This is a genomic window from Pseudomonas sp. PB106 (assembly GCF_009764645.1).
GTDB lineage: Bacteria > Pseudomonadota > Gammaproteobacteria > Pseudomonadales > Pseudomonadaceae > Aquipseudomonas.
In genome coordinates this window covers 1-18,879 of record NZ_RWIM01000065.1, presented here as the reverse complement: position 1 = coordinate 18,879, position 18,879 = coordinate 1, and the positions used below count along the sequence as shown (strand labels likewise).

Annotated in this window: 15 protein-coding genes and 1 pseudogene; 14 read left to right on the top strand and 2 right to left on the bottom strand. The window is 59.8% G+C overall.

All coding sequences use genetic code 11. The annotated features are described in order from the left end of the window. Positions 1-71: 71 nt before the first annotated feature. Entirely contained in the window at positions 72-806 is a 735-nt protein-coding gene (locus EJA71_RS08680) for a ComF family protein (RefSeq protein ID WP_158955968.1), read from the bottom strand. 91 nt (positions 807-897) lie between these two features. Between EJA71_RS08680 and bioB the strand changes: the two genes are divergently transcribed. The 11 genes from bioB to EJA71_RS08625 all read left to right on the top strand — a co-directional run bounded on the left by bioB (position 898) and on the right by EJA71_RS08625 (position 15,684). Then, positions 898-1,953, top strand: coding sequence for a biotin synthase BioB (gene bioB / locus EJA71_RS08675; protein ID WP_042561420.1), 1,056 nt, complete (start codon positions 898-900; stop codon positions 1,951-1,953). A 161-nt stretch (positions 1,954-2,114) separates the two neighbouring features. Beyond that, positions 2,115-3,293: an 8-amino-7-oxononanoate synthase gene (gene bioF, locus EJA71_RS08670; protein ID WP_158955966.1), complete on the top strand. Its 1,179-nt coding sequence runs from the start codon at positions 2,115-2,117 to the stop codon at positions 3,291-3,293. Then, positions 3,286-4,017: an alpha/beta fold hydrolase gene (locus EJA71_RS08665; protein WP_158955964.1), complete on the top strand. Its 732-nt coding sequence runs from the start codon at positions 3,286-3,288 to the stop codon at positions 4,015-4,017. The genes bioF and EJA71_RS08665 overlap by 8 nt, the downstream gene beginning before the upstream one ends. Beyond that, entirely contained in the window at positions 4,010-4,819 is an 810-nt protein-coding gene (gene bioC, locus EJA71_RS08660) for a malonyl-ACP O-methyltransferase BioC (protein ID WP_158955963.1), read from the top strand. Before EJA71_RS08665 ends, bioC begins: the two co-directional genes overlap by 8 nt. Continuing rightward, positions 4,816-5,496 (top strand): dethiobiotin synthase, encoded by a 681-nt coding sequence (gene bioD / locus EJA71_RS08655; protein WP_158955961.1) that lies wholly within the window; start codon positions 4,816-4,818, stop codon positions 5,494-5,496. Before bioC ends, bioD begins: the two co-directional genes overlap by 4 nt. A 108-nt stretch (positions 5,497-5,604) precedes the next feature. Further along, positions 5,605-5,901, top strand: a complete 297-nt coding sequence (locus EJA71_RS08650) for a pyrroloquinoline quinone biosynthesis protein PqqE (protein ID WP_158955959.1) — start codon at positions 5,605-5,607, stop codon at positions 5,899-5,901. 275 nt (positions 5,902-6,176) lie between these two features. Further along, positions 6,177-7,982 carry a phenylacyl-CoA dehydrogenase gene (locus EJA71_RS08645; protein ID WP_158955957.1) on the top strand — a complete coding sequence of 602 codons (1,806 nt, stop codon included), beginning with the start codon at positions 6,177-6,179 and terminating at the stop codon, positions 7,980-7,982. Positions 7,983-8,249: 267 nt separating this feature from the next. Next, on the top strand, positions 8,250-10,352 hold the full coding sequence (locus EJA71_RS08640; protein WP_158955955.1) for a cytochrome-c peroxidase: 2,103 nt from the start codon (positions 8,250-8,252) through the stop codon (positions 10,350-10,352). 197 nt (positions 10,353-10,549) lie between these two features. Continuing rightward, positions 10,550-11,839, top strand: a complete 1,290-nt coding sequence (locus tag EJA71_RS08635; protein ID WP_158955953.1) for a GGDEF domain-containing protein — start codon at positions 10,550-10,552, stop codon at positions 11,837-11,839. Positions 11,840-11,929: 90 nt separating this feature from the next. After that, a complete protein-coding gene (locus EJA71_RS08630; RefSeq protein WP_158955951.1) occupies positions 11,930-13,726 on the top strand; it encodes an acyl-CoA dehydrogenase C-terminal domain-containing protein in 1,797 nt (598 codons plus the stop codon). 179 nt (positions 13,727-13,905) lie between these two features. Further along, complete coding sequence (locus EJA71_RS08625) at positions 13,906-15,684, top strand: acyl-CoA dehydrogenase C-terminal domain-containing protein (RefSeq protein WP_158955949.1); 1,779 nt, start codon at positions 13,906-13,908, stop codon at positions 15,682-15,684. A gap of 227 nt (positions 15,685-15,911) precedes the next feature. Here the strand turns inward: EJA71_RS08625 and EJA71_RS08620 are convergent, their stop codons facing one another. After that, positions 15,912-16,826, bottom strand: a complete 915-nt coding sequence (locus tag EJA71_RS08620; RefSeq protein ID WP_158955947.1) for a LysR family transcriptional regulator — start codon at positions 16,824-16,826, stop codon at positions 15,912-15,914. Positions 16,827-16,995: 169 nt separating this feature from the next. Here EJA71_RS08620 and EJA71_RS08615 point away from each other — a divergent pair, with 169 nt between their 5' ends. The 3 genes and pseudogenes from EJA71_RS08615 (at position 16,996) to EJA71_RS08605 (ending at position 18,798) form a co-directional block, all read left to right on the top strand. Continuing rightward, positions 16,996-18,279, top strand: coding sequence for an aspartate aminotransferase family protein (locus tag EJA71_RS08615; RefSeq protein ID WP_158955945.1), 1,284 nt, complete (start codon positions 16,996-16,998; stop codon positions 18,277-18,279). Between the two features lie 107 nt (positions 18,280-18,386). After that, positions 18,387-18,530, top strand: a pseudogene (locus EJA71_RS08610) (helix-turn-helix domain-containing protein); the annotation flags it as partial. Between the two features lie 109 nt (positions 18,531-18,639). After that, complete coding sequence (locus EJA71_RS08605) at positions 18,640-18,798, top strand: YqaE/Pmp3 family membrane protein (RefSeq protein ID WP_003228885.1); 159 nt, start codon at positions 18,640-18,642, stop codon at positions 18,796-18,798. Positions 18,799-18,879 lie beyond the last annotated feature (81 nt).

Genomic DNA, 18,879 nt, shown 5'->3' with positions numbered 1-18,879 from the left:
TCTTTTGATTTTGATTTTAAAAACAAGATCAAAAGATCGCAGCGTGCCGCAGCTCAGGGATTGTGTTGGCTTCAGGTTCCGGGTTTTGGCGTGCGGGCGAGGCAATAGACGTCAACTCTTGCTGCACCGGCATTCATTAACAATCGGGCCAACGCTTGGGCCGTGGCGCCAGTGGTCAGCACATCATCAATCAACGCGAAATGCCGGCCTTGTATCTGCGCATCCGGCATGAGGCCAAACGCCTCACGCAGATTGCGTTTACGCGACTTGGCGTCGAGCACCTGCTGGGCATCGGTGTCCTTGATGCGGCGCAGAACCGTTTCCTCACACGGCAGATCCAGCGAGGTGCTCAACCACCGCGCCAGCATTGCAGCCTGATTGAATCCGCGTTGACGTAGTCGTTTACCCGCCAGCGGCACCGGCAGCAACGCATCCGGCCTTGGCAAACCCTCTTCGAAGCGATGTTGCAGGTATTGCCCGAGAACGTCGGCGAGCAGGTGGCCAAACGGCCATTTCGCGTTGTGTTTAAAGCGCGTAATCAAACTGTCGACCGGGAAGCCGTACAGCCATGGCACCACGACCTGTTCGAACGCCGGAGGCTCTAGCAGGCACTCGCCGCAGGTCAGGCCGGCGCCGGGGAGCGGTAAGGCACAGGTGATGCAGTGGTCGCCAAGCCAAGGCAACTCAGTTTCGCAGGCCACACACATTGGCATTTCTGCTTCTGTCGGCTCATCGCACAGCAAACAGGTTTGTTCGTTTTTTAAACAGATGTAAACCGATGTTTTGTATCGTGGTTGACAGCGCATGACTCTTCCTTAAATATGCCGAACATCCGTGTAGCGCCTGTGGGTATTCCGTTCCCGCAGCCGCCAGCCAAGCATAACCAAGGAATTAGCCATGAGCGCGAGCACCACCGCCACCCTGCGTCACGACTGGTCATTGGCCGAAGTCAGAGCACTCTTCGTACAGCCATTCAACGACTTGCTGTTCCAGGCGCAGACGGTGCACCGCGCACATTTCAACGCCAATCGCGTTCAGGTTTCGACCCTGCTGTCGATCAAGACCGGCGCCTGCCCGGAAGACTGCAAGTACTGCCCGCAGTCCGGTCACTACAACACCGGCCTGGAAAAAGAAAAGCTGATGGAAGTGCAGAAGGTCCTCGAAGAGGCTGCCCGCGCCAAAGCCATCGGTTCGACGCGTTTCTGCATGGGCGCAGCGTGGAAGCATCCGTCGGCCAAAGACATGCCGTACGTGCTGAAAATGGTCGAAGGCGTGAAGGCCATGGGCCTGGAAACCTGCATGACGCTCGGTCGCCTCGATCAGGATCAGACCGAAGCACTGGCCAAGGCCGGTCTCGATTACTACAACCACAACCTCGACACCTCGCCGGAGTTCTACGGCAGCATCATCACCACCCGCACTTACAGCGAGCGCCTGCAAACGCTGGCCTACGTGCGTGAGTCGGGGATGAAGATCTGCTCCGGCGGGATTCTCGGCATGGGCGAGTCGCTGGATGACCGGGCCAATCTGCTGATCCAGTTGGCCAACCTGCCGGAACACCCGGAATCGGTGCCGATCAACATGCTGGTGAAAGTTGCCGGCACGCCGCTGGAAAATGCCGAAGACATCGACCCGTTCGACTTCATCCGCATGCTCGCCGTGGCCCGTATCCTCATGCCGCAATCCCACGTGCGCCTGTCCGCCGGCCGTGAAGCGATGAACGAGCAGATGCAGGCCCTGGCATTTTTCGCCGGCGCCAACTCGATTTTCTACGGCGACAAACTGCTGACCACCGCCAACCCGCAGGCCGACAAGGACATGCAGTTGTTTGCGCGTCTGGGCATTGCGCCGGAGGCTCGCGAAGAGCATTCCGATGAGGTGCATCAGGCAGCGATCGAGCAGGCGTTGGTGGAGCAAAAGAGCAGCGAGCAGTTCTATAACGCCGCCGTCTGATTTTTTTGATGCGATACAAAACACTGTGGGAGCTGGCTTGCCAGCGATAGCGGACTAACTGTCGACATCTCTGTTGACGGTGCCGCCGCCATCGCTGGCAAGCCAGCTCCCACAGGGTCTGTGTCCATCGTGATTCATGTGATCTGACTGTCGAGGCCTGCATGTCTTTCGATCTCGCCGCACGCCTTGCTGCCCGCCGTGCCGAAAATCTCTATCGCCAGCGCCCGCTGCTTGAGTCCCCACAGGGGCCGGAAGTGGTGGTCGACGGCAAAGCGTTGCTTGCCTTCTGCAACAACGATTACCTCGGTCTGGCCAATCACCCGCAAGTGATCGAAGCCTGGCGTGCCGGCGCTGAACGCTGGGGCGTCGGTGGCGGTGCTTCGCACTTGGTGATCGGCCACAGCAGCCCGCATCACGCTCTCGAAGAAGCCCTGGCCGATCTCACGGGTCGTCCGCGTGCGCTGCTGTTTACCACCGGTTACATGGCCAACCTCGGCGCAGTGACCGCGCTGGTCGGGCAGGGCGATACGGTGTTGGAAGACCGCCTCAATCATGCTTCGTTACTGGATGCCGGTCTGTTGTCCGGCGCGCGTTTCAATCGCTATTTGCACAACGATGCGGAAAGTCTGGCCAAGCGCTTGGAGAAAGCCACCGGCAATACGCTGGTGGTCACCGACGGCGTGTTCAGCATGGACGGCGATCTGGCCGATCTGCCGGCGTTGGCCCGCGAAGCCAAGGCCAAAGGCGCGTGGCTGATGGTCGATGATGCTCACGGGTTCGGCCCGCTCGGTGCGAATGGCGGCGGCATCGTCGAGCATTTCGGTTTGAGCCAGGAGGACGTGCCTGTACTGGTCGGCACCCTCGGCAAAGCCTTTGGCACCGCTGGCGCTTTCGTGGCCGGTAGCGAGGAGCTGATCGAAAGTCTGGTTCAGTTCGCCCGCCCGTATATTTACACCACCAGCCAGCCACCGGCGCTGGCCTGCGCAACACTGAAAAGTCTGGAACTGCTGCGCACCGAGCATTGGCGCCGCGAGCATTTGCAGACGCTGATCCGCCAGTTCCGCCGTGGCGCCGAGCAGATCGGCCTGGAGTTGATGGCCAGCTTCACGCCGATCCAGCCGATCATGATTGGCGATGCCGGGCGCGCGGTGCGCTTGTCGCAGATGTTGCGCGAGCGCGGGCTGATGGTCACCGCGATCCGCCCGCCAACCGTGCCTGCCGGCAGCGCGCGTTTGCGTGTGACCCTGACCGCCGCCCACAGCGAGGCGCAGGTGCAGCTATTGTTAGAAGGACTGGCCGATTGCTTTGCCCAACTGACGTCGGAGCCAAGCCATGCGTAATCGCCTGATTCTGCTGCCCGGCTGGGGCCTCGGTATTTCGCCGATGGAGCCTCTGGCGGCGGCATTGCAGGGGCTCGACGAACATCTGAACGTCGAAATTGAGCCGTTGCCGGAGCTGGATTCCAGTGACCTGCAAGACTGGCTCGATGAACTCGATGAAAGCATTCCTCAAGATGTCTGGCTCGGCGGCTGGTCGCTGGGCGGCATGCTCGCCTCCGAATTGGCGGCGCGTCGTGGCGAGCGTTGCTGCGGGTTGCTGACGCTGGCGAGCAACCCTTGTTTTGTTGCTCATGAACAATGGCCAGATGCGATGGCGGGCGAGACGTTCGACGCGTTTCTCGCCGGTTGCCAAGCGGATGCGCGTGCGACCCTCAAACGTTTCTCGCTGCTCTGTGCCCAGGGCGCGCAAGACCCGCGCGGCTTGTCGCGACTGATGCTGGGTGGCGCGCCAAATACCGCACCGACGGCATTGATGGCGGGGCTGGAACTGCTCGCGCAGATCGACACCCGTGACGCGCTGCAGGCTTTTCGCGGGCCGCAACTGCATCTGTTCGGCGGGCAGGACGGTCTGGTGCCGGCGGAAGCGGCGGGGGCGTTGTTCGCCCTGTTGCCGGATATCGAAATTGGCCTGATCGAACAGGCCAGTCATGCGTTTCTTCTGGAAGATCCCCACGGACTGGCGGGTGCGATCCAGGCTTTTTTACATGAGTGCGGTGATGACTGATTTGTCTCTTGTGCTGCCTGGCGGCTTGCCTGACAAGCGTCAGGTGGCGGCCTCTTTCTCCCGCGCAGCGGCCAGTTACGACAGCGTCGCCGAGTTGCAACGCGATGTCGGTACACAATTGCTGCAGCGCTTGCCGGTGGATTTTGCACCCGCGCGCTGGCTGGATCTGGGCTGTGGCACCGGATATTTCACCCGAGCAATGGCCTCGCTTTTTACTCAGGGCCAAGGTCTGGCGCTGGACATCGCCGAGGGCATGCTCGATCACGCGCGGCCATTGGGCGGCGCCGAGCATTTCATTGCCGGCGATGCGGAACGGCTGCCGTTGCAGGATTCGACCTGCGACCTGATCTTCTCCAGCCTTGCGGTGCAGTGGTGTGCGGATTTCAATGCGGTGCTCAGCGAAGCCTTTCGCGTATTGAAGCCGGGCGGAGTTTTTGCGTTTGCTAGTCTTTGCGTAGGGACGTTGTTTGAGCTGCGCGACAGCTGGCGCCAGGTCGACGGGCTGGTGCACGTCAACCGCTTCCGCGAGTTCAGCCGTTATGAGCAGTTGTGTGCGGCCAGTGGTTTGCGCACGCTGAGTCTGGAGAATCAGGCGCATGTGCTGCATTACCCGGACGTGCGCAGCCTGACCCATGAATTGAAAGCCTTGGGTGCGCACAATCTGAATCCGGGGCGGCCGGGCGGTTTGACTGGGCGGGCGCGGATTCTTGGACTGGTCGAGGCTTACGAGCAGTTCCGTGAGGCGTCGGGATTGCCGGCGACTTATCAGGTGGTTTACGCCGTGTTGGAGAAACCCGTATGAGCGCAGCCTATTTCATCACCGGAACCGACACTGATGTCGGCAAGACCACGGTTGCCGCCGGGTTGCTGCACGCGGCACGTTCGGCGGGGCTGAGCACGGCGGCGGGCAAACCGGTGGCGTCCGGTTGCGACGTCACGCCCAAGGGCTTGCGTAACTCCGATGCGCTGGCGCTGTTGGCCGAGTGTTCCTTACCGCTGACTTATCAACAGGTCAATCCAGTGGCGTTCGAGCCGGCCATCGCTCCGCATCTGGCGGCGCGCGAGGCGGGTGTGGCGTTGACCGTGCAATCGCTGCTGGCGCCGATGCGCGAGATTCTGGCGCTGAATGCCGATTTCACCTTGATCGAAGGTGCGGGTGGCTGGCGGGTGCCGTTGGCGGATCAGGATAATTTGTCGGATCTGGCGATTGCGCTGAAGCTACCGGTGATTCTGGTGGTCGGCGTGCGGCTGGGGTGCATCAGTCATGCGTTGCTGACGGCCGAGGCGATTGCCCGGGATGGTTTGCAACTGGCTGGGTGGGTGGCGAATATCATCGATCCGAAGACTTCGCGGCTGGAGGAAAACCTCGCCACATTGGCCGAGCGGATTCCGGCGCCGTGTCTTGGGCGCGTGCCGAAACTCAAAGCCATCAGCGCCGAAGCGGTGGCCGATCATTTGCAACTGGATCTGCTCGACTAAGCTTTTCTCTATGGGCAGGCACTGTGCCATTAGTGTTTTTGACGGGTGTTTTTCTGGCGCCTCTGCTTCAATGGCGGTCATTGATCCTTCCCAAGGATGAGAACTGTTATGGAAATCTCCGGTAACACAGCATTTTATGCGGGCCTGAGCTCGATTCAGAGCGGTCAGAACCGCGTCGATCAGGCAGCCAGCCAGATTGCCAACAACACGATTGAGCGTTCGGTGACCAGCCAGTCGTCCGAAGTGCAGGTTGATCGCCTGCGCGGCGTGGATCGTGCCCAGCAATCGGATCTGACCAGCAATGTGATCGAGATGTCCCAAGGCAAGATCCAGGCTGAGCTGGGTGTGAAGGTCGCCAAGGCTTCCGATGAAGTGCTCGGTACGATCATCGATACCTTCGCCTGATTTTCTTGCCTTCTGCACACTGAACGCCGCGACCTGTCGCGGCGTTTTTCGTCGTAAGTCCTTCTCCCTCAACTAATCTTTTTTCAGCGTCTGTGGCTCGTTCGAGCGCATGGCGATTTGCTGTGTCCGGCGTTTGAAAAAACTGATGACGAACGGCAAAAGATCGATGCTTGACAAGATTTCGGCGTAAACGTATGTTTCAAACAACTGTTTGACCGTCACAACAAATCAACACGGTCGTTCATTCCCGGTTACATCAGCAGAGGTTTATCGCTATGCCTGACTACAAGGCCCCCTTGCGTGATATTCGCTTCGTTCGTGACGAGCTGCTCGGCTACGAAGCGCACTATCAGAGCCTTCCGGCTTGCGCAGACGCAACTCCGGACATGGTTGACGCCATTCTCGAAGAAGGCGCCAAGTTTTGTGAGCAGGTACTGGCACCGCTGAACCGTGTGGGCGACCTCGAAGGTTGCACCTGGAGCGAGTCCGGCGTGAAAACCCCGACGGGCTTCAAAGAGGCTTACAAGCAATTCGTTGAAGGCGGTTGGCCAAGCCTCGCTCACGACGTCGAGCACGGCGGTCAAGGTCTGCCGGAGTCGCTGGGTCTGGCGGTGAGCGAAATGGTTGGCGAAGCCAACTGGTCGTGGGGCATGTACCCGGGCCTGTCGCACGGCGCGATGAACACCATCTCCGAGCACGGCACTCCAGAGCAGCAAGAAGCCTATCTGACCAAACTGGTCTCTGGCGAATGGACCGGCACCATGTGCCTGACCGAACCGCACTGCGGCACCGACCTGGGCATGCTGCGCACCAAGGCCGAACCTCAGGCCGACGGTTCGTACAAAGTTTCCGGTACCAAGATCTTCATCTCGGCCGGTGAACACGACATGGCCGACAACATCATTCACATCGTGCTGGCCCGCCTCCCGGACGCTCCGGCTGGCACCAAAGGCATCTCACTGTTCATCGTTCCGAAATTCATGCCGAATGCTGACGGCACTGTCGGTGAGCGCAACGCAGTGACCTGCGGTTCGCTGGAACACAAGATGGGCATCCACGGCAACGCGACCTGCGTGATGAACTTCGACGGCGCTACCGGTTTCCTGATCGGCCCGGCGAACAAAGGCCTGAACTGCATGTTCACCTTTATGAACACCGCACGTCTGGGTACTGCACTGCAAGGTCTGGCCCACGCCGAAATCGGTTTCCAGGGCGGTCTGAAATACGCGCGCGATCGTCTGCAAATGCGCTCCCTGACTGGCCCGAAAGCGCCGGAAAAAGCCGCTGACCCGATCATCGTGCACCCGGACGTACGCCGCATGCTGTTGACCATGAAGGCTTTCGCCGAAGGCAACCGTGCGATGGTGTACTTCACCGCCAAACAGGTCGATATCGTCAAATACGGCGTCGATGAAGAAGAGAAGAAGAAAGCCGACGCACTGCTGGCCTTCATGACTCCGATCGCCAAAGCGTTCATGACCGAAGTCGGTTTCGAATCCGCCAACCACGGCGTGCAGATCTACGGCGGCCACGGCTTCATCGCCGAGTGGGGCATGGAGCAGAACGTTCGCGACAGCCGCATTTCGATGCTGTACGAAGGCACCACCGGTATCCAGGCACTCGACCTGCTGGGCCGTAAAGTGCTGATGACCCAAGGCGAGGCTTTGAAAGGCTTCACCAAGATCGTCCACAAGTTCTGCCAGAACAACGAAGGCAACGAAGCCGTTGCAGAATTCGTCGCACCGCTGGCGGCAATCAACAAGGAATGGGGCGAGCTGACCATGAAGGTCGGTATGGCTGCCATGAAAGATCGCGAAGAAGTCGGCGCGGCCTCCGTGGATTACCTGATGTACTCCGGTTATGCCTGCCTGGCTTACTTCTGGGCCGACATGGCACGTCTGGCAGCCGAGAAGCTGGCAGAAGGCACTGGCGATGCGGCGTTCTACACCGCCAAGCTGCAAACCGCGCGCTTCTACTTCCAGCGCATCCTGCCGCGTACCCGTACGCACGTGGCCACCATGCTGTCGGGCGCCAACAACCTGATGGACATGAAGGAAGAAGACTTCGCACTGGGCTACTAAGCCTTAACGTGGTCGCTTGAAAACCGCTGCTCCTTTGGGGCAGCGGTTTTTTTTGCGTTGGATTTATCCCCAACACCGGGGGCGATTCCCCAGCAGAAACGGTGGCTGCCTGAGCGCTGCCCCCGCGTTTATTGATTCAAAATGTTTCTCGAAAGAGTGGCCAATTAATTGCACTGCGCAGATTAACCGGCGCTCACGAGAAATCCTGTCCTGTTCACGACGCCTCTCGCCCGGCGAACTCATAACAACAACGTCAGGGTGAAGCACATGAACATCTGTCGACTTGTCGGGTTAGCCCTCACACTTGGTGCCTGCGGTGCGATGGCGGCTGATCCCGTCGAAGTGGATCCGCCCGTGCCAGAGGTGCCGAGCCTGCAATCCCTGCGCGGCATGATTCCGCCCGATCCTTCCGGGACTGAAGGCGGGCGCAAGGTCGACCTGATGACCGACTACGTGCTCAACCGCTCCGCTGCGATCCTGCTGGGCAAAGCGCTGTTCTGGGACATGGAAGTCGGCAGCGATGGCGCCACGGCTTGTGCGTCCTGCCACTATCACGCCGGCGTCGACCACCGCATCACCAACCAACTCAACCCCGGCCAGGCACACACCAACGCCAACGTCGCCTCGATCTTCAACAAGCCCTTTGTGGCGTCGGACATTCCCGGCGATGTGGCGTCTTACGCAACGCTGTCCGGCGGCAAGGGCGGGCCGAACTACACGCTGAAGAAAACCGATTTCCCGACTCATGTGCTGAGCAACCCGCTGGAGCGCAACTCGCCGATCGTCTATTCGAGCGACGACGTGGTTGGCTCCCAAGGCGTGTTCGACGCCAACTTCGTCAAACCCAACCAGCCGCGTTTCGACAAGTGCACCCAGCAGCCGGACGGCATCTTCCAGGTCGGCGGCATCAACGTTCGCCGCAGCACCGGGCGGAATGCGCCGTCGGTGATCAACGCTGCGTTCAACGTGCGCAACTTCTGGGACGGTCGGGCCAACAACGTTTTCAACGGTTTCTCACCGTTCGGCAATCGCGATCCCGATGCGGGCATCTACGTGACCAGCGAGCGCAGCACCGTGGCAACCAGAGTCCGACTGGCGCTCAACGACGCATCTGCTGCCTCGCAAGCGGTGGGCCCGCCGGGCAGTGCGGTGGAAATGTCCTGCGGTGGTCGCACCTTCGCCGACATTGGCCGGCGCATGCTCGATCAGTTGATGCTCAAGCAACAGCGGATTTCCTCCAACGATTCGGTGCTCGCTTCGGTTTCCGGCGCACGTCGCCCAACCTATCGCGAGCTGATCAAGAACGCCTTCCAGCCACGTCTGTGGAACGCCACGCAAAACGTGCTGGTTGGCGGCGCACCGTACACGCAGATGGAGGCCAACTTTCCGCTGTTCTTCGGGCTGGCAATTCAAATGTACGAGTCCACGCTGATCTCTGACCAAGCCCCGATCGATGCTTACCTGCAAGGCGATTCGACCGCCATGAATGCACAGCAAGTGCAGGGCATGAACCTGTTTCTCGGCAAGGGCAAATGCGTCAATTGCCACGGTGGCGCAGAGCTGACCAACGCTGCCAGCCGTTTGCTGATGCATCCGCGTGAGCGCATCGAACGCATGGTCATGGCTGACAACCTCACCACCCTTTACGACAACGGCTTCTACAACACCGGCGTGCGGCCGACATCTGAAGATCTGGCCCTCGGTGGCTCGGATGCCTGGGGCAACCCGTGGTCGTTCAGCCGGCAGTACAACAAGCTGTTGCAGGGTGGCAGCATTCCCGATCCGCTGGACGTCGATGTCTGCACCTTCGAAGCACCGCTCAGCGCAGCGATTCCGTGCGACGCGACACTCAAACCCAACGTCAACTTCCGCGACTCGGTCGATGGCGCCTTCAAGACGCCGACTCTGCGCAACATCGCCCTGACCGGGCCGTACTTCCACAACGGCAGCCGCGCCACGCTCAAGCAAGTGATGGAGTTCTACAACCGTGGTGGCGACCGTCGTGGCGAAGACGCCAACAACACCAGCGGTTTCGAGCATCCGGCGGTCAATCAGCACAACACCTCGAACCTTGATCCGGACATGACCAACCTTAACCTGACGCCCGATGAGCTCGACGCCCTGGTGAAGTTCATGGAAGTCGGCCTGACCGATCCGCGCGTGGCCTGGGAGCGGGCGCCGTTCGATCATCCGTCACTGGTCATCCCGCAAGGCCATATCGGTGATGAAAATGCCGTGACCCAGCGCCCGGCCAGTCCGAAAGTCACCACCCGGCAAGCGGCGGATGCTTCGCTCAATCTCAAGCCATACGGGGCTGAAGGACGGAGCCCGGCGGAGGGGCCACTACTGCCGTTCTACAACGATCTGTGAGGGATATCTGCAGTCCTGGCCATCAGTGATGGTGGCCATGGCTCGCGGAAGGCAAAAAACTTGGCAAATCGCTCAGATAGTCAGGTTTTCTGCCGTTAAAGAGACTGCGTGTGATCTGGATCACATTGTGTGTGCTTAACTGCACACATTGCAGGCACAATGCCATCTCTTTGCCATGACGGGTCGGAGCTTTACCCTTGCCGCGTTCTTCCGCTGTACGTTTCAGTCATTTCCTACCTTCACTGCTGTTGTTACTCGCGGGGTTGGCGGCTGCGTACGTCAAAGACCTCAACGTGTTCTTCACTTCTCTATTTAACGTGTTGCCGACTCTGGTTTTGCTGTTGGGTGGCGCTTACTGCGCGGTTTACCGACGTCAGCGCGAACTGTTTCTGATGCTCACGGTGTACATCGCCTACTTTCTGCTCGACACCCAGACTGACTATTACCGCGACAACGGCAAGGTGCGCGAAGACGCAGCGGTGGTCTTTCATCTCGTCTGTCTGCTGTTGCCGCTGTTGTTCGGGCTGTTCGCCGCGTGGCAGGAACGCACGCACCTGTTTCAAGACATGGTGGCGCGGTTTGCCGTGTTGCTGATTTTCGGCAGCGTGGCGTTGGGGCTGGAGCAAAGTTATCCCCAGGCGCTGCTGATCTGGCTGTCCGAAATTCGCTGGCCGGCGCTGCACGGCGCGTGGATGAGCCTGATCCAGATGTCGTACCCGGTGTTCATTTCGGCCTTCCTGTTACTCGCCTGGCAATACTGGCGCAACCCGCGCCCGCTGCACGCGGCACAGTTGGTCGGCCTGCTCGGCGTGTTCTGGATGCTGCCGAAAACCTTCATCCTGCCGTTTACCCTGAACATTATGTGCAGCCAGGTCATGTTGATGATCGCCGCAGCGGTTGCGCACGAGGCTTATCAAATGGCCTTCCGTGATGAACTCACCGGTCTGCCGGGCCGCCGCGCGCTCAACGAACGCATGCAGCGTCTCGGTCGCAACTATGTACTGGCGATGAGCGACGTCGATCACTTCAAGAAATTCAACGACACCCACGGTCATGACGTTGGCGACCAGGTGCTGCGATTAGTCGCCAGCAAGCTGTCGAAAATCAGCGGGGGCGGTAGGGCGTATCGCTATGGCGGTGAGGAATTCGCTCTGGTGTTTGCAGGCAAAACCCTTGAGGAATGCATGCCGCATCTGGAAGTGATCCGCGAGTCGATCGCGTCCTACAACATTCAACTGCGCAATCAGGAAAACCGCCCGCAGGATGACCAGCAAGGTCGCCAGCGCCGCAGCGGTTCCGGCGCTTCCAGTGTATCGGTGACGGTGAGCATCGGCGTTGCCGAGCGGTTGGAGCAGCGCACCCCGGAGCAAGTCCTGAAATCCGCTGACGAAGCGCTCTACAGCGCCAAGGGCGCAGGGCGAAACTGTGTGGTCGCATACGGCCAGAACCGCCGTGGCGCGGTGCGCATGGACACGGCTGCGGGTTGAGTGATGATGGCGCATTCAGCGTCTGCACAATGATTGTGAGGCGTGGTGGCCGGCAGTAGGTTTGAGTGATCTGCTGACGGAGAAGCCACCATGCCTGAGTACAAAGCCCCGCTGCGCGACATGCGCTTTCTGATCGACCACGTCTTCGACTTCCACGCCAACTACGCCGCCCTCGGTGCCGACGACGCCAGCCCGGACACGATCAACGCGATCCTTGAAGAAGGCGCGAAGTTCTGTGAGAACGTTCTCGCCCCGCTCAATCGCAGCGGTGACGAAGAGGGCTGCCATTTCGACAACGGTGTGGTGACAACGCCTACAGGCTTCAAGCAAGCCTTCGCACAATACGTCGAGGGTGGCTGGCACGGTCTGGCGGCGGATCCGACTTACGGCGGTCAGGGCTTGCCGAGTTCGCTGGGGCTGGTCATCAGCGAAATGGTTGGTTCCAGCAACACGTCCTGGGGCATGTACCCGGGCCTGACCCACGGCGCGATGTCGGCGATCCACGCTCACGGCACTGCCGAGCAAAAAGACACCTACCTGAGCAAACTCACCGCCGGCCAGTGGACCGGCACCATGTGCCTGACCGAAGCCCATTGCGGCACTGATCTGGGCATCATCAAGACCCGCGCCGTGCCCCAGGCTGACGGCAGTTACGCGGTCACTGGCAGCAAGATTTTCATCTCTGCCGGCGAGCACGACATGAGCGACAACATCATTCACCTGGTGTTGGCGAAGCTGCCGGACGCGCCGGCGGGTACCAAGGGCATTTCACTGTTTATCGTGCCGAAGTTCTTGCCGGATGCAGCAGGCGAAGCGGGCGAACGCAATGGCGTGTCCTGCGGTTCGATCGAACACAAAATGGGCATCAAGGCCTCGGCCACTTGCGTGCTCAACTTCGACGGCGCCAAGGGCTACCTGATCGGCGAGCCGAACAAGGGCCTCAACTGCATGTTCACCATGATGAACCACGCAAGGCTCGGCACCGGCATGCAGGGGCTGTGTCTGGGCGAAGCGAGCTTTCAAGGCGCAATCAAATACGCCAACGACCGTTTGCAGATGCGCTCACTGACCGGCGCCAAAGCCCCGGACAAAGCCGCCGATCCGATCATCGTCCACCCCGACGTGCGGCGCATGTTGCTGACCATGAAAGCCTTCAACGAAGGCAACCGCGCGCTGACCTATTTCACCGCGCAGATGCTCGATGTCGCGCACCTGAGCAGCGATGCCGAAGCACGTCAGGAAGCCGAAGACCTGTTGGCGTTCCTCACGCCGATCTGCAAGGCGTTCATGACCGATACCGGCCTGGAAGTGACCAACCACGGCATGCAGGTGTTTGGTGGCCACGGCTTCATTCGCGAATGGGGCATGGAGCAGTTGGTGCGCGATTGCCGGATCGCACCGATTTACGAAGGCACCAACGGCATTCAGGCGCTGGATCTGCTTGGGCGCAAAGTGCTCGGCAGTCAGGGCAAGTTGCTGCGAGGGTTTACCAAGATCGTCCACAAGTTCTGTGCCGCAAACGCCGAGCATCCGCAGTTGGGCAGCTTCGTTGCGCAGCTCAACGAGCTCAATCAGCAGTGGGGCGACCTGACTATGAAGGTCGGCATGGCGGCGATGAAGAACGCGGATGAAGTCGGCGCTGCGTCGGTGGATTACCTGATGTACAGCGGCTACATCATTCTTGGCTATCTGTGGTTGCGCATGGCGTTGGTGGCGCAGGCGCAGCTGGAGGCGGGCGAGGGCGAGGCGGACTATCTGCGCGGGAAACTGGCGACGTGCGAGTTTTACTTCAAGCGTTTGTTGCCGCGTACGGCGGCGCATCGGGCGGCGATCGAGGCGGGCAGTGATTGTTTGATGAAGTTGCCTGCTGAACTGTTTTCTCTGTAGGAAAAAGCAAACGATTGTCCGATCGCGGCCCGAGCCTTCGGACGATCTTTTTCTGGTGACCAAAAATAACAAATCAGTCACCGGTTGACCCTATGTGTCGCAAAAGTTGTTGAGGTACACTCCGGATCAACGAAAACACCATTCCACGAATCACCTGTTTAGATCTTGCGAGGTTTGCCATGGCTGACTACAAAGCGCCGCTGCGCGATATGCGCTTCGTCCTCAATGAAGTGTTCGAGGTCGCCAAACTCTGGGCCGAACTGCCAGCGCTGGCCGAGACTGTCGACGCCGAAACCGTTGAAGCCATTCTCGAAGAGGCCGGCAAGGTCACCAGCAAAAGCATCGCGCCACTGAGCCGTGCCGCAGACGAAGAAGGTTGCCACTGGGCCGACGGTGCCGTGACTACCCCGGCCGGTTTCCCTCAGGCCTATCAGACTTATGCCGAAGGCGGCTGGGTCGGCGTTGGCGGTGATCCGCAATACGGCGGCATGGGCATGCCCAAAGCCGTGTCGGCGCAGGTTGAAGAAATGGTCAACTCCGCCAGCCTGTCCTTCGGTCTGTACCCGATGCTGACTGCCGGCGCCTGCCTGTCGATCAACGCCCACGCCAGCGAAGAGCTGAAAGCCGCGTACCTGCCGAACATGTACGCCGGCGTCTGGGCTGGTTCGATGTGCCTGACCGAGCCGCACGCCGGCACCGACTTGGGGATTATTCGCACCAAGGCCGAGCCTCAGGCCGACGGTTCCTACAAGGTCAGCGGCACCAAGATCTTCATCACCGGTGGCGAACACGACCTCACCGAAAACATCATTCACCTGGTATTGGCGAAACTGCCGGACGCCCCGGCGGGCCCGAAAGGCATTTCGCTGTTCCTGGTGCCGAAGTTCATGGTCAATGCCGACGGCAGCCTGGGCGCACGCAACCCGGCGACCTGCGGTTCGATCGAACACAAGATGGGCATCCAGGCGTCCGCGACCTGCGTGATGAACTTCGACGAAGCCGTGGGCTATCTGGTCGGCGAGCCGAACAAAGGCCTTGCCGCGATGTTCACCATGATGAACTACGAGCGTCTGGGCGTTGGCATTCAAGGCCTGGCGACTGGCGAGCGTTCGTACCAGAACGCCGTTGAATACGCCCGCGACCGTCTGCAAAGCCGCTCGCCGACCGGCGCGCAGAACAAAGACAAAGTCGCTGACCCGATCATCGTCCACCCGGACGTGCGGCGCATGCTGTTGACCATGAAAGCCTCGAACGAAGGTGGCCGTGCGTTCTCCACTTACGTGGCGATGCAACTCGACACCGCCAAGTTCAGCGAAGACGCTACGACCCGTAAGCGTGCCGAGGATCTGGTCGCGTTGCTGACGCCGGTGGCCAAGGCGTTCCTCACCGATCTCGGCCTGGAAACCACCGTGCACGGCCAGCAGATTTTCGGCGGCCACGGTTACATCCGCGAGTGGGGCCAGGAGCAACTGGTGCGTGACGTGCGCATCACCCAGATTTACGAAGGCACCAACGGCATTCAGGCGCTGGATCTGGTCGGTCGCAAGATCGTCGGCAGCGGCGGTGCGTTCTACAAGCTGTTCGCTGACGAAATTCGTCATTTCACCGCAACGGCCAGCGCCGATCTGGGCGAATTCACCAGGCCGTTGAACGACGCTGTCGACAGCCTCGACGAACTGACTTCGTGGCTGCTGGATCGGGCGAAAAACAATCCGAACGAAATCGGCGCGGCTTCGGTCGAATATTTGCAAGCATTCGGTTACACGGCGTACGCCTACATGTGGGCATTGATGGCCAAGGCGTCGCTGGGCAAGGAAGCGCAGGACGATTTCTACGCCAGCAAGCTCGGCACCGCGCGCTTCTACTTCGCCCGTCTGCTGCCGCGCATTCACTCGTTGAGCGCGTCAGTGAAGGCCGGCAGCGAGTCGTTGTTCCTGCTGGATGCTGCTCAGTTCTGATGCGATCACGTCATGTAAGCATTCTCTTACATGACGTACTGCTGTTCTCCCATATGCGTGGATTGGATCCACGGCTAATCTACATTTCATGGACGTCGCGCAGGAAGCGCAAAGCAACAACACGGACACGTAGGATTCTGCCAGGGTGGCGGAGTGAAATGGATGTCAGGGAAACAGTCTGCAAAGCCCCGCTTCGGCGGGGTTTTCTTTTGCCTGCAGAAAAGTCATCAGGCCAAAGGATCCTGTTCGGGCCTCACTTCACGCTGCATCACTTCCTCCAGCAATGTCTGCAACAGCGCCAAAGGTGCTTGCTGACGTTGCACATCGCGACAGACCAGCCCAACCTTCAGCGGCACCCGTGGCTCGCTCAGCGGTTTCCACAGCAGATCCTGATCGTCGTATTCCTTCTGCGAACGCCCGGGCAGAACCGTCGCCAGTTTGGTATGCGGCAGGCTGTCGAGAATCCCCACCATATTGTTCAGCTCGGCCTGCACTTGCGGACGTCGCCCGAGGGCGGTCAATTGCGCCTGCCAGATCTGGCGGATTTGAAACTCTTCGCCCAACAGCAGCATCGGTAGCTCAGCGGCCTGGCGCATCGAGACTTTCTTGAATTCGCGCAACGGATGATCCGCCGGGATCACCAGCGTCAGTTCATCTTCGTAAAGCATCACGCCGTGCAGGCCCGGTTGGCGCGGCGGTAGATAACTGATGCCAATATCCAGCGAGCCATTGAGCAGACGTCGTTCGATCTCAAGTCCGGTCAATTCATAAATCTGCACCACCAGATGCGGCTGCGCCTTGCGCACCCGCTCGAGCATTTGCGGAACCAGACTGGTGTGAACCGTCTGCAGCACGCCGATCGCCAGGGTGCGCAAAGCCTGGCCCTTGAAGTTGCCCAATGCCTCGCGCGCCCGTTGCAAGCCATCCAGCAGCGGCAGTGCGTGGTTGTACAAGGTATGCGCGGCGAGGGTGGGCAGCAGGCGTTTGCTGCTGCGCTCAAACAGGGTGACGTCGAGGTTCTGTTCGAGCTGGCGAATCTGCTGCGACAGCGCCGGTTGCGAGATCGACAGGCGTTCAGCGGCACGGCCGACATGGCCTTCTTCGTAGACCGCGACGAAATAACGCAGTTGTTTGAAATCCATAAGTAATGCTTATCGAAAATGCTGGGAAATCGAAATGGCCCGAAGCCGTTGGTGAGCCTAGTCTAACCGCATTCACAAGGCTTACAGGGCCAGAAAGCGCGATGAATAGCGTTCGCTTCGACAGTGTTTACATAGGCAGTTCAATAAACCTCAAACGAGGTTTTTTTCAATGAATCTGTTCAGTTTGCGGCGCCAGACGCCGAGTCTTGATGACCTCGCTTTCGAGGACAATTCATCTGACCACAACGAAAAGCTCAGCGCCGAGCGCCTGATGCCCAGCGTTGAACGACCGCAACAGGTGTTCGTCCGTGGGCAAGGTTCGTGGCTATGGGACAGCAACGACCGCGCGTACTTGGATTTTTCCCAAGCCGGTGGCGCCAACAGTCTTGGCCACAGCCCTTCGGCGCTGGTGAAAGCCATCAGCAGTCAAGCGCAGGCGCTGATCAATCCCGGTTTCAATCTGCATAATCGCGGCATGCTCAGCCTCGCCGAACGCCTGTGCGCCGCCACTTCCAGCGATCAGGCTTACCTGCTCAACAGCGGCAGCGAAGCCTGTGAAGCGGCGATCAAACTGGCGCGCAAGTGGGGCCAACTGCATCGCGGCGGCGCGTCGCGGATCATCGTTGCGAAGCAGGGTTGTCATGGTCGAAGCCTGGCAACGATTTCCGCCTCGGACAGCTGCAACCTGCACAACCGTTTCGCGCCGCTGCTGCCGGGTTTTGATCTGGTGCCGTTCAACGACTTGCCGGCGCTGCACGCGGCGGTCGATGCGCAGACCGTGGCGATCATGCTTGAGCCGATCCAAAGCGATGCAGGCGTTATCCCGGCCACCGAGCATTACCTCAAGGGTGTCGAGCGCCTGTGCCGTGAACTTGGCATTCTGCTGATTCTCGACGAAGTGCAAACCGGCATCGGCCGCTGCGGCACGTTGCTCGCGGAACAGTCCTACGGCGTACGCGCCGATATTGTTGTGCTCGGCAAAGGACTGGGCGGTGGCGTGCCGTTGGCGGCGCTGTTGGCGCGGGGCAAGGCCTGCTGTTTCGAGGCGGGCGAACTCGGCGGCACCCATCACGGTAACGCGCTGATGACCGCAGCCGGTCTGGTGGTGCTCGACAGCGTGCACGACCGCAGCTTTCTCCAGCAGGTCAACGACAACGGCCAGCATCTGCGCGCAGGTCTGGCTCGATTGGCGCACCGCTATGAACACGGCGAACTGCGCGGTCAAGGCCTGTTCTATGGACTGACCCTGTCAGACGATTCCGCCGATGCTGTGGTTCATGCCGCCCTGCACGAAGGCCTGCTGCTCAACGCCCCGCAAGCCAACTGCCTGCGCTTCACCCCGGCGCTCACCGTGAGCAAAATCAATATCGACGAAATGCTCCTGCGCTTGGGCCGCGCCTTCTCGCGAGTACGCACCGCCCAACTGCAATGCCGCAAAGGGATTGCCGTCTGAGCTGAACTGTCCTACCCGATTTCCAGAACCGTCTCGCGGTATAACGCACGCCCCACGCCTGATTCTTTTGGCTTGGGGCGTTTTTTTGTGGCCGGGTTTTGCAGGTGGTTAGCCAGCCGGTATTCGCTCGCTACTTGAACACGAGCGCGTCGACAGTCAAACAATGGGAGTCGGGAGACAAACACCCCAGCGCAATGGCGCTGAAGTTACTGAGCATCGTGCAGAAGCACGGACTGCAAATTCTTGGCTGAGCTATCAGTTTGATACCGACACCGTGATTGGCACTGAACCCTGACGAACGGCGCAGGTCGATTAGCTTGTATGGCTCACATGAGCCAACCCCCATTCAGGAGCTGCCCCATGGATTTCATTCGCATCATCATCGCTATTCTGTTGCCACCACTGGGTGTGTTTCTGCAGGTCGGGTTTGGCGGGGCGTTCTGGCTGAACATTCTGCTGACGTTGTGCGGGTATATTCCGGGGATCGTGCATGCGGTGTATATCATCGCCAAGCGTTGACTCAGATGCATGCCCTGTAGGAGCTGCGGCACGCTGCGATCTTTTGATTTTAATTCGAGGATCAGGATCAAAAGATCGCAG

What these genes read in the sequence shown, in the direction of transcription:
- bioF (WP_158955966.1), top strand. Translation starts at nt 2,115, where the DNA reads ATGTCTTTCGATCTCGCCGCACGCCTTGCTGCCCGCCGTGCCGAAAAT.
- EJA71_RS08605 (WP_003228885.1), top strand. Translation starts at nt 18,640, where the DNA reads ATGGATTTCATTCGCATCATCATCGCTATTCTGTTGCCACCACTGGGT.
- bioB (WP_042561420.1), top strand. Translation starts at nt 898, where the DNA reads ATGAGCGCGAGCACCACCGCCACCCTGCGTCACGACTGGTCATTGGCC.
- EJA71_RS08625 (WP_158955949.1), top strand. Translation starts at nt 13,906, where the DNA reads ATGGCTGACTACAAAGCGCCGCTGCGCGATATGCGCTTCGTCCTCAAT.
- EJA71_RS08615 (WP_158955945.1), top strand. Translation starts at nt 16,996, where the DNA reads ATGAATCTGTTCAGTTTGCGGCGCCAGACGCCGAGTCTTGATGACCTC.
- EJA71_RS08645 (WP_158955957.1), top strand. Translation starts at nt 6,177, where the DNA reads ATGCCTGACTACAAGGCCCCCTTGCGTGATATTCGCTTCGTTCGTGAC.
- EJA71_RS08620 (WP_158955947.1), bottom strand. Translation starts at nt 16,826, where the DNA reads ATGGATTTCAAACAACTGCGTTATTTCGTCGCGGTCTACGAAGAAGGC.
- bioC (WP_158955963.1), top strand. Translation starts at nt 4,010, where the DNA reads ATGACTGATTTGTCTCTTGTGCTGCCTGGCGGCTTGCCTGACAAGCGT.
- bioD (WP_158955961.1), top strand. Translation starts at nt 4,816, where the DNA reads ATGAGCGCAGCCTATTTCATCACCGGAACCGACACTGATGTCGGCAAG.
- EJA71_RS08665 (WP_158955964.1), top strand. Translation starts at nt 3,286, where the DNA reads ATGCGTAATCGCCTGATTCTGCTGCCCGGCTGGGGCCTCGGTATTTCG.
- EJA71_RS08650 (WP_158955959.1), top strand. Translation starts at nt 5,605, where the DNA reads ATGGAAATCTCCGGTAACACAGCATTTTATGCGGGCCTGAGCTCGATT.
- EJA71_RS08630 (WP_158955951.1), top strand. Translation starts at nt 11,930, where the DNA reads ATGCCTGAGTACAAAGCCCCGCTGCGCGACATGCGCTTTCTGATCGAC.
- EJA71_RS08640 (WP_158955955.1), top strand. Translation starts at nt 8,250, where the DNA reads ATGAACATCTGTCGACTTGTCGGGTTAGCCCTCACACTTGGTGCCTGC.
- EJA71_RS08680 (WP_158955968.1), bottom strand. Translation starts at nt 806, where the DNA reads ATGCGCTGTCAACCACGATACAAAACATCGGTTTACATCTGTTTAAAA.